13 protein-coding genes are annotated in these 14,138 nt (G+C 56.0%); 4 read left to right on the forward strand and 9 right to left on the reverse strand.

Going from position 1 to position 14,138, the window contains the following annotated elements:
* Nucleotides 1-6: 6 nt before the first annotated feature.
* Nucleotides 7-603 carry a TfoX/Sxy family DNA transformation protein gene (locus ABLU73_RS15435; protein ID WP_004201433.1) on the reverse strand — a complete coding sequence of 199 codons (597 nt, stop codon included), beginning with the start codon at nt 601-603 and terminating at the stop codon, nt 7-9.
* A gap of 17 nt (nt 604-620) precedes the next feature.
* Nucleotides 621-926: a hypothetical protein gene (locus ABLU73_RS15440; RefSeq protein ID WP_153351982.1), complete on the reverse strand. Its 306-nt coding sequence runs from the start codon at nt 924-926 to the stop codon at nt 621-623.
* A 25-nt stretch (nt 927-951) separates the two neighbouring features.
* On the opposite strand from ABLU73_RS15440, the gene sulA reads away from it, so the two are divergent.
* Together sulA and ompA are read left to right on the forward strand one after the other, a co-directional pair.
* Nucleotides 952-1,461, forward strand: coding sequence for an SOS-induced cell division inhibitor SulA (sulA, locus tag ABLU73_RS15445; protein ID WP_017899460.1), 510 nt, complete (start codon nt 952-954; stop codon nt 1,459-1,461).
* 352 nt (nt 1,462-1,813) lie between these two features.
* Nucleotides 1,814-2,884: a porin OmpA gene (gene ompA / locus ABLU73_RS15450; protein ID WP_002898408.1), complete on the forward strand. Its 1,071-nt coding sequence runs from the start codon at nt 1,814-1,816 to the stop codon at nt 2,882-2,884.
* Between the two features lie 202 nt (nt 2,885-3,086).
* Here ompA and matP read toward each other — a convergent pair whose 3' ends face one another.
* Nucleotides 3,087-3,539: a macrodomain Ter protein MatP gene (gene matP / locus ABLU73_RS15455; RefSeq protein ID WP_002898404.1), complete on the reverse strand. Its 453-nt coding sequence runs from the start codon at nt 3,537-3,539 to the stop codon at nt 3,087-3,089.
* Between the two features lie 185 nt (nt 3,540-3,724).
* Between matP and ABLU73_RS15460 the strand changes: the two genes are divergently transcribed.
* Entirely contained in the window at nt 3,725-5,482 is a 1,758-nt protein-coding gene (locus ABLU73_RS15460) for a Lon protease family protein (RefSeq protein WP_264923445.1), read from the forward strand.
* 69 nt (nt 5,483-5,551) lie between these two features.
* Nucleotides 5,552-6,070, forward strand: coding sequence for a bifunctional 3-hydroxydecanoyl-ACP dehydratase/trans-2-decenoyl-ACP isomerase (gene fabA / locus ABLU73_RS15465; protein ID WP_004201428.1), 519 nt, complete (start codon nt 5,552-5,554; stop codon nt 6,068-6,070).
* 68 nt (nt 6,071-6,138) lie between these two features.
* On the opposite strand, the gene rmf is transcribed toward fabA, so the two are convergent.
* The 6 genes from rmf to rlmKL form a co-directional block, all read right to left on the reverse strand.
* Nucleotides 6,139-6,306, reverse strand: coding sequence for a ribosome modulation factor (rmf, locus tag ABLU73_RS15470; RefSeq protein ID WP_002898396.1), 168 nt, complete (start codon nt 6,304-6,306; stop codon nt 6,139-6,141).
* 252 nt (nt 6,307-6,558) lie between these two features.
* Nucleotides 6,559-7,122 (reverse strand): membrane integrity-associated transporter subunit PqiC, encoded by a 564-nt coding sequence (gene pqiC / locus ABLU73_RS15475; protein WP_004201425.1) that lies wholly within the window; start codon nt 7,120-7,122, stop codon nt 6,559-6,561.
* Nucleotides 7,122-8,759: an intermembrane transport protein PqiB gene (gene pqiB, locus ABLU73_RS15480; protein ID WP_004201423.1), complete on the reverse strand. Its 1,638-nt coding sequence runs from the start codon at nt 8,757-8,759 to the stop codon at nt 7,122-7,124. Before pqiB ends, pqiC begins: the two co-directional genes overlap by 1 nt.
* Nucleotides 8,749-10,017, reverse strand: coding sequence for a membrane integrity-associated transporter subunit PqiA (gene pqiA / locus ABLU73_RS15485; protein ID WP_004201422.1), 1,269 nt, complete (start codon nt 10,015-10,017; stop codon nt 8,749-8,751). Before pqiA ends, pqiB begins: the two co-directional genes overlap by 11 nt.
* 14 nt (nt 10,018-10,031) lie before the next feature.
* Nucleotides 10,032-11,939, reverse strand: a complete 1,908-nt coding sequence (locus tag ABLU73_RS15490; protein ID WP_264923446.1) for an ABC transporter ATP-binding protein — start codon at nt 11,937-11,939, stop codon at nt 10,032-10,034.
* Nucleotides 11,940-11,951: 12 nt separating this feature from the next.
* Nucleotides 11,952-14,057: a bifunctional 23S rRNA (guanine(2069)-N(7))-methyltransferase RlmK/23S rRNA (guanine(2445)-N(2))-methyltransferase RlmL gene (gene rlmKL / locus ABLU73_RS15495; RefSeq protein WP_004201420.1), complete on the reverse strand. Its 2,106-nt coding sequence runs from the start codon at nt 14,055-14,057 to the stop codon at nt 11,952-11,954.
* Nucleotides 14,058-14,138: the final 81 nt, after the last annotated feature.

Here is a 14,138-nt window from a genome sequence, read left to right on the forward strand (position 1 = left end):
TGTCCACTAGCGGGCAGCCGCCCATTCCAGAAGCTCCTGACGCCGTGGCGTCGGGAGCGCGGCGGCATGGACGCCAACGATAGCCCCCTCCAGCGCCAGCAAGACGTTGTGTGATAGGGAAGCATTGTTCTCACGCAGCTTTAGCCAGGCCTGGCGGGCGCCCACCTCCCGTAGCGCTAACACATCTGGTATGCCCGAGTGAATCAGCTGCAATTCCATATGAAAGCTGATATTAGGTAAATCTTTCAGGCGTCCCGACGACCGGCGGCGACATTTTTCACGCTGGGCGCTCTGCCACGACATCAGCGATAAGCGGAAAAGCTGTTTCTCATCGCGCCACAAGGCATCGTCAATTTGATAATACTTTAGCGGCACGATGCGCCCATGTCGGCGCAGCATCAATAAAGGATTATGGTGTTCTACCCGATAGGCAGCGCTCTGCTCGCAGGCTTTCAGATAAATATTTCCCTCTGCCACCATCGCAAACACGGTATCTTCGATAGCCAGGCTGTAGCCGCCAAACAGGGGGCGAGAGTGAAGTTGACCCAGCGGTGAGACGCAGGCCTGAAATTGCGGGAGCCGCGGACATACAAGTTTTTTCATGATCATTCCTTTGTGAATCATGTAATTAAACTTAAGTTGTTAACGGATCCGCTAAGAGAAAACATAAGGGACTTCCCTGACAGCAGCAAGATGATTTTTGCCTGCTTTTCCACCAGAGTGCGGTTTTGCGAGACGCTTTCAGAAAATTGCAGCTGTTGCTGCAACTGGAAGACAGGAGAGAAAGGATTAGCTGGCGTTAAGGATGGTGTTGAGGTCAGCCGCAAAGCCGGACAGTCAGGGTGGCTGAAAGCGATTAAATTTCCATCAGCAAAATGACAAATTGCGGTTGATCTTTTCCCCTGGCGGATATACTGTATATGCATACAGTAACTACAGGCGGGATAGACTATGTTTACTTCAGCTCACGCAAACCGTTCAGCACAGGCTTCTGCTCCGGCAGGCCACTACGCTCATCGTTCTGGCGAACAGGCCGCCAATGGGCTGATCAGTGAAATTGTCTATCGTGAAGATCAACCCATGATGACACAGTTGTTGTTGCTACCTTTATTACAGCAGCTGGGTCAACAGTCTCGCTGGCAGCTGTGGCTTACGCCGCAACAAAAGCTAAGCCGCGAGTGGGTTCAGTCTGCCGGTCTGCCGCTGTCTAAAGTCATGCAAATTAGCCAGCTCTCTCCTTGCCATACCGTAGACTCTATGATCCGTGCCCTGCGCACCGGTAATTATAGTGTGGTTATCTGCTGGCTGGCGGAGGAGTTAACCGCTGACGAACATGAGCGTCTGGTCAATGCCGCCCAAGAAGGCTGCGCAATGGGGTTCATCATGCGCCCGGTCCGAAATCAGGGCACGCTCGGCAGACAACTCAGCGGGCTAAAAATTCACTCAAATTTGTATCATTGAGTGAAATTAGGATTATTCCTGGAATTTTTTTTACCGGTGGTAAAGGCGTTGTGTTTTTTAGGGTCTTTTTCGCGGAATGCCTGCCACACGGGGATTTGTGCCTTTTTTTCGTGTACGAAAATCAACCATATTTGTTAAATATTGTGTACACAACCCTTTTTTTTCATATGCCTGACAGAGTTCACACTTGTAAGTTTTGAACTAAGTTGTAGACTTTACATCGCCAGGGGTGATCGGCTTACGCTGCATGTATCAGCATAGTTAACAACAAGTCACGCCCCCGGTGAAGGATTTAACCGTGAGGTCTTTTGTAACTTCATGGCGAATTTTGGATGATAATGAGGCGCAAAAAATGAAAAAGACAGCTATCGCGATTGCAGTGGCACTGGCTGGCTTCGCTACCGTAGCGCAGGCCGCTCCGAAAGATAACACCTGGTATGCAGGTGGTAAACTGGGTTGGTCCCAGTATCACGACACCGGTTTCTACGGTAACGGTTTCCAGAACAACAATGGTCCGACCCGTAACGATCAGCTTGGTGCTGGTGCGTTCGGTGGTTACCAGGTTAACCCGTACCTCGGTTTCGAAATGGGTTATGACTGGCTGGGCCGTATGGCATATAAAGGCAGCGTTGATAACGGTGCTTTCAAAGCTCAGGGCGTTCAGCTGACCGCTAAACTGGGTTACCCGATCACTGACGATCTGGATATCTACACCCGTCTGGGCGGCATGGTTTGGCGCGCTGACTCCAAAGGCAACTACGCTTCCACCGGCGTTTCCCGTAGCGAACACGACACTGGCGTTTCCCCAGTATTTGCTGGCGGCGTAGAGTGGGCTGTTACTCGTGACATCGCTACCCGTCTGGAATACCAGTGGGTTAACAACATCGGCGACGCTGGCACTGTTGGTACCCGTCCTGATAACGGCATGCTGAGCCTGGGTGTTTCCTACCGTTTCGGTCAGGAAGATGCTGCACCGGTTGTAGCTCCGGCTCCGGCTCCGGCTCCGGAAGTGGCTACCAAGCACTTCACCCTGAAGTCTGACGTACTGTTCAACTTCAACAAAGCGACCCTGAAACCGGAAGGTCAGCAGGCTCTGGATCAGCTGTACACCCAGCTGAGCAACATGGATCCGAAAGACGGTTCCGCTGTTGTTCTGGGCTACACCGACCGCATCGGTTCCGAAGCTTACAACCAGCAGCTGTCTGAGAAACGTGCTCAGTCCGTTGTTGACTACCTGGTTGCTAAAGGCATCCCGGCTGGCAAAATCTCCGCTCGTGGCATGGGTGAATCCAACCCGGTTACTGGCAACACCTGTGACAACGTGAAAGCTCGCGCTGCCCTGATCGATTGCCTGGCTCCGGATCGTCGTGTAGAGATCGAAGTTAAAGGCTACAAAGAAGTTGTAACTCAGCCTGCGGCTTAAGTTATCACTGATGAAAAAACCCGCTTCGGCGGGTTTTTTTATGCCTTCTCGCTCGCTTTAGCGGCTGAAGCTGATAGCTGATAGCTGATAGCTGATAGCTGATAGCTGATAGCTGATAGCTGAAGACCGTGAGCGATGGATTGTGCATTGTCGACCGTGCGCTGCGACCTGCGCCTTAGCAACCGCTGAGCGGGCATGCCGGTTACTCTTTACCCAGCAGTACCTGCAGATCGTGCTTCAGGCTCGACATTTTACTGGCATATTTCTCTTTATGCTCAGCATCCTCAATCAGCTGGACAATGGTTTCGGACAAGGTTTTCCCCCGCCGCTGCGCCAGACCGGCAAGGCGCTGCCAGACGACAAACTCAAGGTCGATTGACTTCTTACGCGTATGCTGATGCTCGGCGTTAAAATGGCGTTTCCGTCGCGCGCGGATAGTCTGCTTCATGCGGTTCATCAGCGCCGGATTCATATGCTGCTCAATCCAGGCATGCACCAGCACAGGTTCATTCTCGAGCGTCAGCAAGTCATCTACCGCAGCTTGCGCAGCGCTGGCCTCAATGTAGCGGGTAATCAGCTCACCTTCCCGGTGCTTCTTTACCAGATATTTCCATTTCCAGCCGCTTTCAAGATTTTCCAGTTGTTGATATTTCATTGCGATCTCAATGTGACCGTGTAACTCATTTCAGGATATCAGTTTTTTCCTGATGTGCTGAATATAAATCATTATTCGTGATGTGGATGGCAGGGTAATCATCGGGGTACTCATAATCCTCCGTGTGCTCTGACGCGGCATCAGGTATAATTACGCGCTTTACATCTAACTAAAAAACAGCGACTTTGACCATTACGAAACTGACCCGAACCGACCTTGCGCCTGATCTGGAACCTTACCAGGCGCTGTTTGCTCAAGCGGAACTCTCTCATCCGGCCCCCTCCCTCTCGGGCGATCTGCAGCCGCGTTTGTTCTATGCGCTTGAGCAGCTGCTGTGCACCCCGGCAGTCTCCTCCTTCATGCTGGTGAAAGCCCCTGAGGAGCCGGAATATCTGCAATGGCTGGCGGCTGAAACTCGTACGCTGCACGAACCTGCCGCACCGCTTCACGGAGTCCGCTATGAGGTTAACGGCGCTCACGTGACGCTCGCGCCGGCGCAACGCGCTGAAGATAATTTTGCCAGTACCGCTCCGGTCGTGGCGGCCGATTGGCTGGAGGCGGAACAGCTGTTTGGCTGCGTACGCCAGTTTAACGGTGAAATCACACTTCAGCCTGGCCTGGTCCATCAGGCCAACGGCGGCGTGCTGGTGCTTTCACTACGCACACTACTGGCACAACCGCTACTGTGGGTGCGCCTGAAAAATATGGTGACCCGTAAACGCTTTGACTGGCTCTCCATCGATGAATCACGGCCGCTGCCGGTCAGCATCCCTTCCATGCCGCTGAGCCTGAAAGTCATGCTGGTGGGCGAACGCGAATCTCTGGCCGATTTCCAGGAAATGGAGCCAGAGCTCTCTGCCCAGGCCATCTATAGTGAGTATGAAGACACCCTGCAGTTTGCAGACGCCGATACGCTGAAGGCCTGGTGCCAGTGGGTATGGCAGAATGCACAGCAGCTGGAACTACCGGGCCCGGCGAGCGATGCCTGGCCACTGCTGATCGATGAAGGAACGCGCTACACCGGCGACCAGGAGACCCTGCCGCTCAGCCCGCTATGGATAGCCCGCCAGCTGCGTGAGTCTGCCGCCTTCTGCGAAGGCGAAGAGATTACCGGCGAAGCGATGCAGACGATGCTGGCGCGTCGTGAGTGGCGTGAGGGCTACCTGGCGGAGCGTATGCAGGAGGAAATCCTGCAGGAACAGATCCTGATTGAAACCGAAGGCGAATGCGTCGGGCAGATTAACGCCCTCTCGGTCATTGAATTCCCCGGTCATCCACGCGCCTTCGGCGAACCTTCGCGCATCAGCTGCGTCGTGCACATTGGCGACGGCGAGTTTATCGACGTCGAGCGTAAAGCCGAGCTGGGCGGCAACATTCATGCGAAAGGCATGATGATCATGCAGGCTTTTCTGATGTCCGAGCTGGAGCTGGAGCAACAACTCCCCTTCTCCGCTTCGCTGACCTTTGAGCAGTCCTACAGTGAAGTGGATGGCGACAGCGCCTCCATGGCTGAACTCTGCGCCTTAATCAGCGCTCTGGCCAACGTGCCGATTAATCAAAGCATCGCGATCACCGGCTCTGTCGACCAGTTTGGTCGTGTGCAGCCGGTCGGCGGTCTGAACGAGAAAATTGAAGGCTTCTTCACTATCTGCCAGCAGCGCGGTTTAACCGGCAAACAGGGAGTGATTATCCCTGCCGCCAACGTTCGCCATCTTAGCCTCAGCCACGAGCTACGTCAGGCCGTTGCCGACAACCAGTTTGCTATCTGGGCAATAGACGATATTACCGAAGCGCTGCCGATGTTGACCCAGCTGATGTGGGACGGTGAAGGACAGACGCTGCGACAAACCATTCAGGAGCGGATAGCGCAGGCAACCCAGCAGGAGACTCGCCATCGTTTTCCGTGGCCGCTACGCTGGTTTGGTGGGACAAGTTCTAACTGATCGGACTTGTTCAGCTTACACGTGTTAGCTATCCTGCGTCCCGAACTTAAAATAAGGCTTACTGAAAACATGGTAGATAAACGCGAATCCTATACAAAAGAAGATCTTCTTGCCTCTGGTCGTGGTGAACTGTTCGGCGCGAAAGGCCCGCAGTTGCCGGCGCCAAACATGCTGATGATGGACCGCGTCATCAAAATGACCGAAACCGGTGGTAACTACGACAAAGGTTATGTTGAGGCCGAACTCGACATCAACCCGGACCTGTGGTTCTTCGGTTGCCACTTTATCGGCGATCCGGTGATGCCGGGCTGCCTGGGCCTGGATGCCATGTGGCAGCTGGTGGGTTTCTATCTCGGCTGGCTCGGCGGCGAAGGCAAAGGCCGCGCGCTGGGCGTTGGCGAAGTGAAATTCACGGGTCAGGTTCTGCCGACCGCGAAAAAAGTGACCTACCGCATCCACTTCAAGCGCATCGTTAACCGTCGTCTGATTATGGGCCTTGCGGATGGTGAAGTGCTGGTTGACGATCGCCTGATCTACACCGCAAGCGATCTGAAAGTGGGTCTGTTCCAGGATACTTCCGCTTTCTGATAACGTTCAGCAGCGATTAAAAGGCGAAGCCCCCGCTATGCGGAGGCTTCTTTTTTAAAGAGACAGTGTCAGGCCGTTAGTACCCTGTCCTCCATGGCTTCTCGCCAGCCTCCCAGCCACCATGAGCGTTGATTCAGGCTCTGGTATGGACACATTTCTTTCGATCTTCCTGCGATACCCGCCTGATATCCGCGTTGATGTGCCCGTTCCAGGCGATCTCGTTTTTGTCTCTTCATGCCTCGTTTCCCTCATTCTTTGATCTGGTGGAAAAGAAAACAGTGGTCGCAAATTATGCAGCCACGGGTTACGAATACCGCGAAATGAAGGCAACGTCAATGCGCAAAATTCACGCCATTGTCATATTTGTGACCTATATAAGAGTTCATTTTTTGTTCACCTGACACACCGGCCGGTAACGAACTGACCTGACAAAAAAAAGCCGTGCGGCTCAGACGAACCGCACGGCAGATCAGCGTGATGAATTTTACTTATGGCAGACGGTTAAGCTCGCTGGCAATGGCCGCCGCCTCCTGGCTCCACGCCTGCGCCAGGGTCTTGACCATCGCGTCATAACCATCCTGATCCTGCTTAAGCACGATGTTGAACGGGCGCTTGATCAGCTGTCCCTGATGCTTCAGCAGCCACTCACCGCTGACGATAACCCGCCCGTCGTAGCGTCCGTGAAAGCCATTGACCGCGACGTTGAGCGTATCCTGCTCGCTACCCAGCGGCTGGGATGACACCACCCAGCCCGGCAGCTGTTGGCTCAGGTTCGCCACCAGCGTGGTGCGCAGCTGCTGGTCCAGTGGGCTGGCCCACAGATTATTATTGGCGATCACATACTGCACGTCGGTGGTCTGATAGACCACCCCGTTACCCGCCAGGTAATCCGGGATGCTGACCTGCTCAACCCACAGCAGACGCGCCCCCTGGCTGGCGGCGCTCTGTGCGCCGCCCTGCGCCACCGGCAGCTGGTAATACGTTTTGCTTTCGCCGCCGCTACTGCACGCCGTCAGCACGCATACGGCTGCCGCCAGTAACCATTTTTTCATTATTTCGCTCCCTTCGGCTGTGGGTCTTTTTTATCCTTCGCCTCAAATACCAGCGCATTGCTCTTATCATTGAGCGTTTTCAGGACCGGCTGCAATTCACGCAGCACCTGATCCAGACGCTGCATATCGGCCACCATCTTATTGTAGGCCGCGGAGCCCGGCTGGAAGCCCTGCATGCTGCGGTTCAGCTCGCGCAGCGTCGTCTGCATATCCGCAGGCAACTGCTGCATCGACTGGCTGGAGGTGATCTTATTCAGACTATCCAGCGTGGTCTGCACGTGCTGCATGGTCTTCTCGCTCTGCGCCAGGGTGCTGGTCGCCTGCTCCAGCAACGGATTGAGCGGCAGGTTATTAATCTTATCCAGCGCATCCATCAGACGCTGCTGGATCTGCGCCAGACCACCGCTGATGGTCGGGATAATCGGATAGCCGTTAAACTCCTGAATTTTCCCGCGCGGCGGCGCCTTCGGATAGAAGTCGAGATCGATATACAGCGCGCCGGTCACCAGGTTACCGGTTTTCAGCGAGCCGCGCAGTCCGCGGTTGATCAGATCGTCAATGTGGGCACGAATATTCGGATCGCCGCCCAGCTGGTTAATCAGACGTTGCGGTTCCACCCGCACTTCCACCGGAATGCGATAATCGTCGTTCAAACGCTGCTTCAGACCGGGAATGAAGAACGGCACTTTGCCGACGGTTCCCAGACGGATGCCGCGGAACTCCACCGGCGCGCCCGGCTGCAGGCCGCGAACCGAGTCTTTGAAGAACATCACATAGTCAATATGTTCGGTAAAGACCGAATCCTGGATGCTCTTCTGATCGTCAAATAAATGGTATTCCGTTTTATTTGCCACCGGCTCGCCGAGATCCAATCCTTCAGGAATATCGAAGCTCACGCCGCCGCCAAACAGCGTCGACAGCGAACCCATCTCGACGCGCATCCCCGCCGAAGTCAAATCTACAGCGATGCCGCTGTCCTTCCAGAAGCGGACATTGGTGGTCACCAGGCGGTCATTGGGCGCATTGATAAACAACTGATAAGTGATACGACGTTTCTGGGTGTCGAAGGTGCTGGTTTCCACCGACCCCACGCGATAGCCGCGGAACAGCACCGGATCGCCCGGCGACAGCTGCCCCGCCTTGCTGCTTTCCAGCAGAATACGGATCCCCTTGGCATCCGGCGAGGCCAGCGGCGGAGAATCCAGTAGCGGATACTGCGCTGGCACCGAACCTTTCGTCCCCGGCTGCAGTTCAATATAGGCCCCGGACAACAATGTCCCAAGACCGCTGATCCCCTCGCGCCCTACCTGCGGTTTCACCACCCAGAAGACGGAATCGTTGTGCAGTAATTTCTGCATCCCTGAGTTGAGGCGGGCTTTGATTTCCACGTGGGTTAAATCGTCGGTCAGCGTCGCGCTCTCCACTACCCCAACGTCCACGCTGCGGCTCTTGATGCGGGTTTTTCCCCCTTCAATCCCTTCCGCGTTGGTGGTGATCAGCGTGACCTCAGGGCCCTGATGGCTGTAATGATAGAACAGGATCCACGCCCCGATCAGCGCAGTGACGATAGGAAAGATCCACACCGGTGACCAGTTCTTCACCTTCTGCACTTTCGCTTCTCCGCTCTTATTTTCCATGTTGTTGTATTTCCTCATGGCTTGAATCTGGCTCACGATCCCACAGTAAACGGGGATCAAACGTCATGGCTGAAAACATGGTCATCACCACCACCAGCGCAAACATCACCGCGCCGATAGCGGGATAGATATTCATCAACCCTCCCATGCGCACCAGCGCAGAGAGTACGGCGATGACAAAAACATCAATCATTGACCAGCGGCCAACAAATTCCACCACTTCATAGATCAGATGCATGCGTTCCGAATCGCGCTCACCGTTGCCATTGGCGTTCCAGCACAGCCAGGCAATGGCGATCATCTTCAGCGTCGGCACCATAATACTGGCGATAAAGATCACCAGCGCCACCGGATAAGAACCTTCGCTCCACAGTAAAACGACCCCAGCCATAATGGTCGACGGCATTTTATCGCCCAACAGATCGGTGATCATGATCGGCATAATATTGGCAGGAAGATAAAGGATAAATGAGGTCACCAGCAGCGCCAGCGTCCACTGCAGGCTGTTTTTACGCCGCGCCGTTCCTTTACTGTGACAGCGCGGGCAGATCGTCAGATCGGCCGGCAACACCGCCGTGCAGCACGCGCAGGAGCGCAGCCCCTGGCGGATACCGGCCACACCGACCTTCAGCGGTTGGGTAATGGCCGGCATGGGGGCGATATCATCCCACAGCCAGCGGCGGTCGACGCACTGAAAAGTACGTAACTGCAGCAGGCAAAACATACACCACGGCACAAAACTCAGACCGATGCCGATATCGCCGTAGGCCATCAGCTTGACGAAGCTCACCAGCACGCCGGCAAGAAAGATCTCCGCCATGCCCCAGGTTTTCAGGTGGAACAGAATACGCGCAAGGAACGCCTTGAGACCGGCGGGCATTCTGACCCGATTGACCAGCAGCAGAATGGTGACCAGGCAAAACGCCGGTACCAGCTGCACAAAGAGTAAAAAGAAAGTGCCGAGGCTGGCGTAATCCTCGGTAAATAACACATTGGGAATTTCCAGTAGCTCTATTTCGCTGCTGATCCCGCCCACTTTCATATAGATGAACGGAAACAGGTTGGCCAACAGCAGCATAAACAGCGCAACCAGCGCATACGCCGTGGGACGCTGGCGAGGCGCGTCCCACGTGGTGGTTAATGTTGTACCACAGCGCGGACAAGCGGCTTTCTGGCGATGCTCAAGCTGCGGCAAAGCCACCAGCAAATCACATTGGGGACATAAAATATGTCGCGCAGCATGATGATGATCGCACATGACAACTCCTCGGCTCAGGCGCCGTTCTTTAATCCTTCGAGATATTCCCAGCGTTCAAAGGCCTCTTCCAGCGCCTGTTCCGCTTCGGCCAGCTTTGCCAGCACCTGCTGCGTGCGATCGTGCGGTTGTCCAAAGAAGTCGGGATCGGCCACCTGCTCCTGCAGCGTCTGCAGTTCGGCCTCGAGGGCTTCCAGCTTCTGCGGCAGCTGTTCCAGCTCGCGCTGCAGGTTATAGCTTAGTTTGTTCCCGCCGCGTTTGACAGTTTCTGCTTTTGGCTGAGCGACTTCCAACGTTTTTTTCGCTGCCGGCTGCTTCTGCGCCAACGACTGGGCCTGCTGTCCGCGGGCGTCGTGATAGCCGCCGATATACTGGCCGATGCGACCGCCGCCTTCGAAGATCCAGCATTCGGTTACGGTGTTATCCACGAACTGACGATCGTGGCTCACCAGCATCACGGTGCCCTGATAGCCATCGATCAGCTCTTCCAGCAGCTCCAGCGTTTCGACATCCAGGTCGTTTGTCGGTTCATCGAGAATCAACAAGTTGCTGGGTTTCAAAAACAGCCGCGCCAGCAGCAGGCGGTTACGTTCCCCGCCAGAGAGCGCCCGCACCGGAGTCATCGCCCGTTTCGGATGGAACAGGAAGTCCTGCAGATAGCCCAGCACATGGCGCGGCTTACCGTTAACCATCACCTCCTGCTTACCTTCCGCAAGGTTATCCATCACCGTCCGGTCCGGATCCAGCTCTGCGCGGTGCTGGTCGAAGTAGGCAACTTCCAGTTTGGTACCAACGTGGATCCGCCCGCTGTCGGCCTGCAGCTGGCCAAGCATCAGCTTCAGCAGCGTGGTTTTCCCACAGCCGTTGGGGCCAATCAGGGCAATCTTGTCGCCGCGCTGGATCTGCGCGGAGAAATCTTTCACCAGCACTTTGCCATCAACCTGATAGTTGACGTTCTCCATTTCGAAAACGATTTTGCCGGAGCGCGAAGCCTCTTCAACCTGCATCCTGGCGCTGCCCATCACTTCCCGGCGCTCGCCGCGCTCACGACGCATCGCCTTCAGGGCGCGAACGCGGCCTTCGTTACGCGTGCGGCGCGCTTTGATCCCCTGACGGATCCACACCTCTTCCTGAGCGAGCTTGCGGTCGAATTCCGCATTCTGCAGTTCTTCAACCCGCAGGGCTTCTTCTTTATCCAGCAGATACTGATCGTAATCGCCCGGGTAGGTCACCAGCTTGCCGCGATCGAGGTCGACGATGCGCGTCGCCATATTGCGGATAAAGGAGCGGTCGTGCGAAATAAAGATAATGGTGCCTTTAAAGGTTTTCAGGAACCCTTCCAGCCAGTCGATGGTTTCGATATCCAGGTGGTTGGTAGGTTCATCGAGCAGCAGCACGCGCGGCCCGCTGACCAGCGCGCGGCCCAGCGCCGCTTTACGCAGCCAGCCGCCGGACAGGGAGGCCAGCTGCGCATTGGCGTCAAGGCCAAGCTGCTCAATCACTTCGTTAATGCGGCTGTCCAGCTGCCACAGCCCCAGGTTATCGAGCTGCTCCTGCAGGCGCGCCAGTTCATTTAAATTTTTGTCGCTCGGATCGGTCATGACCTGATGTGATACGTCATGGTAGGCCTTCAGGTAGGCCGCCTGCTCGGCGATGCCTTCCGCGACAAAATCGTACACCGTACCGGCGACATTACGCGGCGGATCCTGCTGCAGACGCGCCACAATCAGATCCTGTTCATAAATAATGCGCCCGTCATCCAGCCCCTGCTCGCGGTTGAGGATCTTCATCAGGGTCGATTTACCGGCGCCGTTGCGTCCGACGAGGCAGACGCGTTCGTTATCTTCGATATGCAGCTCGGCATTATCCAGCAGCGGCGCATCGCTGAAGGAAAGCCAGGCGCCATGCATACTAATCAGTGACATTCTTTATTCCTTTCAGGCTGCGGTAATCAGCCAGCAGTTGTGGATCTGACGGTTGCGGGCAAAATCCTGCGACAGCGTTTTTTGCGAAATCTCTTGCGCCTTCAGGCCAAGCGCCGCCAGCCCGTCATGATCCATACGGAAACCGCGTTTGTTATTCGAGAACATAATGGTGCCGCCTTTACGCAGCAGACGTTTCAGATCGGTCATCAGGCGAATGTGATCGCGCTGGACGTCGAAAGCATCTTCCATTCGTTTGGAGTTGGAGAAGGTCGGCGGATCGATAAAGATCAGATCGAACTGCTCGGTGCTCTCCCGCAGCCAGCCCAGGACGTCCGCCTGCATCAGGCGATGCGCGCGGCCGGTCAGGCCATTGAGACGCAGGTTGCGTTCCGCCCACTCCAGATAGGTGCGCGACATATCCACCGTGGTGGTGGAGCGAGCGCCGCCGAGGCCGGCGTGGACGCTGGCGCTGCCGGTATAGGAGAACAGATTGAGGAAATCCTTGCCTTTGCTCATCTGGCCAAGCATACGGCGGGCGATCCGGTGGTCGAGGAACAGACCGGTATCCAGGTAGTCGGTGAGGTTGACCCACAGACGCGCGTTGTACTCCTGCACCTCGATAAAGTCGCCTTTCTCCGCCATCTTCTGATACTGATTTTTCCCCTTTTGCCGCTCGCGGGTCTTCAGCACCAGCTTATTCGGCGCGATTCCTAACACCGCGATAGTCGCGGCGATAATATCGAACAGGCGCTGGCGCGCTTTATGCGCGTCGACAGTTTTCGGCGGGGCATACTCCTGGACCACCACCCAGTCGGCGTAGCGATCGATGGCCACGTTGTATTCCGGCAGGTCAGCATCGTACAGGCGATAGCATTCAATGCCTTCCTGACGGGCCCATTTTTCAAACTTCTTCAGGTTCTTACGCAGACGGTTAGCAAAATCTTCCGCCAGCATCGCCGGCTTGCCGCCTTCGCTCTCCGCCAGGTGATAATTCTTCTGCACGCAGTCCAGCGGGCCGTTCTTGGCTTTAAACTGTTTGTCGGCGCGCAGCTGCAGGCAGCTTAACAGCTCCGGCGAGGCGCTGAACACCGACAGGTTCCAGCCGCCAAACTGACTTTTCATGATCCGGCCCAGCAAGCTGTGCAGGGCGATCAGCGCCGGCTCGCTTTCCAGACGCTCGCCGTACGGCGGGTTGCTGATCACGGTGCCGTACGGGCCTTTCGGCAGCGGATTATTCAACTGGGCGACGTCTTTGACTTCAAAATCGATCAGCTCGCCGATGCCGGCCCGACGGGCGTTGCGGCGGGCGCGGTCAATGACGCGTGCGTCGACATCGGATCCATAGAAGCGTGAACCATATGCCGCCAGCCCCTGACGGGCGCGGGTTTGCGCTTCCGCTTTGACCTCTTTCCAGATGACGTCGTCGTGCTGCGCCCAGCCGCCAAAGCCCCAGTGGCCGCGGTGCAGGCCCGGCGCGCGGTCGGTCGCCAGCATCGCCGCCTCAATCAGCAGGGTACCGGAGCCGCACATCGGATCGAGCAGCGGGGTGCCCGGCACCCAGCCGGAGCGCATCACGATCGCCGCCGCGAGGTTTTCTTTGATCGGCGCCATACCGGTGCCATCGCGGTAGCCGCGCAGGTGCAGACCTTCGCCGCTCAGATCCAGCGAGATGTGCGCCGTCTCTTTGTTCAGCCAGACGTTGATCCGCAGATCGGGCGACTCACGATCGACGTTCGGGCGCGGCAGATTCTTACGGGTGAAGCTGTCGACAATAGCGTCTTTGACCTTCAGCGCGCCGTACTGGCTGTTGCGGATCTCCTCATTGAGGCCGCTAAAATGCACCGCGAAGGTGGCGCCAGGGTTGAACATCTCCGTCCACGGAATGGCCTGTACGCCGAGGTACAGATCCAGATCGCTGTATACGCGACACTCGCCCAACGGCAGCATGATGCGCGAAGCCAGCCGGCTCCACATCAGGCTCTGATACAGCAGGCGCGTATCCCCCTGAAAATGGACCCCGCCCTGGACTACCTGGCAGTCCGTCGCGCCAAGCCCTTCCAGTTCAGTTTTTAACAGCTCTTCCAGCCCACGAGCCGTACTGGCAAACAGAGAATTCATATCGTCACTTTTACTTAAAGAAAATTGGTGCGCATTATAGCCAATATGTGCCCTATGTCATAAAGTTATAGGCTTATTTTT

The organism is Klebsiella sp. GG_Kp175, from assembly GCF_040062325.1.
In the GTDB taxonomy this organism is placed as follows: domain Bacteria; phylum Pseudomonadota; class Gammaproteobacteria; order Enterobacterales; family Enterobacteriaceae; genus Klebsiella; species Klebsiella quasipneumoniae.

Excerpts from the sequence above, each read along its gene's own strand:
- matP (WP_002898404.1), bottom strand. The coding sequence starts at position 3,539 with ATGAAATATCAACAACTGGAAAATCTTGAAAGCGGCTGGAAATGGAAA.
- ompA (WP_002898408.1), top strand. The coding sequence starts at position 1,814 with ATGAAAAAGACAGCTATCGCGATTGCAGTGGCACTGGCTGGCTTCGCT.
- rmf (WP_002898396.1), bottom strand. The coding sequence starts at position 6,306 with ATGAAGAGACAAAAACGAGATCGCCTGGAACGGGCACATCAACGCGGA.
- pqiA (WP_004201422.1), bottom strand. The coding sequence starts at position 10,017 with ATGTGCGATCATCATCATGCTGCGCGACATATTTTATGTCCCCAATGT.
- pqiC (WP_004201425.1), bottom strand. The coding sequence starts at position 7,122 with ATGAAAAAATGGTTACTGGCGGCAGCCGTATGCGTGCTGACGGCGTGC.
- pqiB (WP_004201423.1), bottom strand. The coding sequence starts at position 8,759 with ATGGAAAATAAGAGCGGAGAAGCGAAAGTGCAGAAGGTGAAGAACTGG.
- ABLU73_RS15435 (WP_004201433.1), bottom strand. The coding sequence starts at position 603 with ATGAAAAAACTTGTATGTCCGCGGCTCCCGCAATTTCAGGCCTGCGTC.
- ABLU73_RS15440 (WP_153351982.1), bottom strand. The coding sequence starts at position 926 with ATGCATATACAGTATATCCGCCAGGGGAAAAGATCAACCGCAATTTGT.
- sulA (WP_017899460.1), top strand. The coding sequence starts at position 952 with ATGTTTACTTCAGCTCACGCAAACCGTTCAGCACAGGCTTCTGCTCCG.
- fabA (WP_004201428.1), top strand. The coding sequence starts at position 5,552 with ATGGTAGATAAACGCGAATCCTATACAAAAGAAGATCTTCTTGCCTCT.
- ABLU73_RS15490 (WP_264923446.1), bottom strand. The coding sequence starts at position 11,939 with ATGTCACTGATTAGTATGCATGGCGCCTGGCTTTCCTTCAGCGATGCG.
- rlmKL (WP_004201420.1), bottom strand. The coding sequence starts at position 14,057 with ATGAATTCTCTGTTTGCCAGTACGGCTCGTGGGCTGGAAGAGCTGTTA.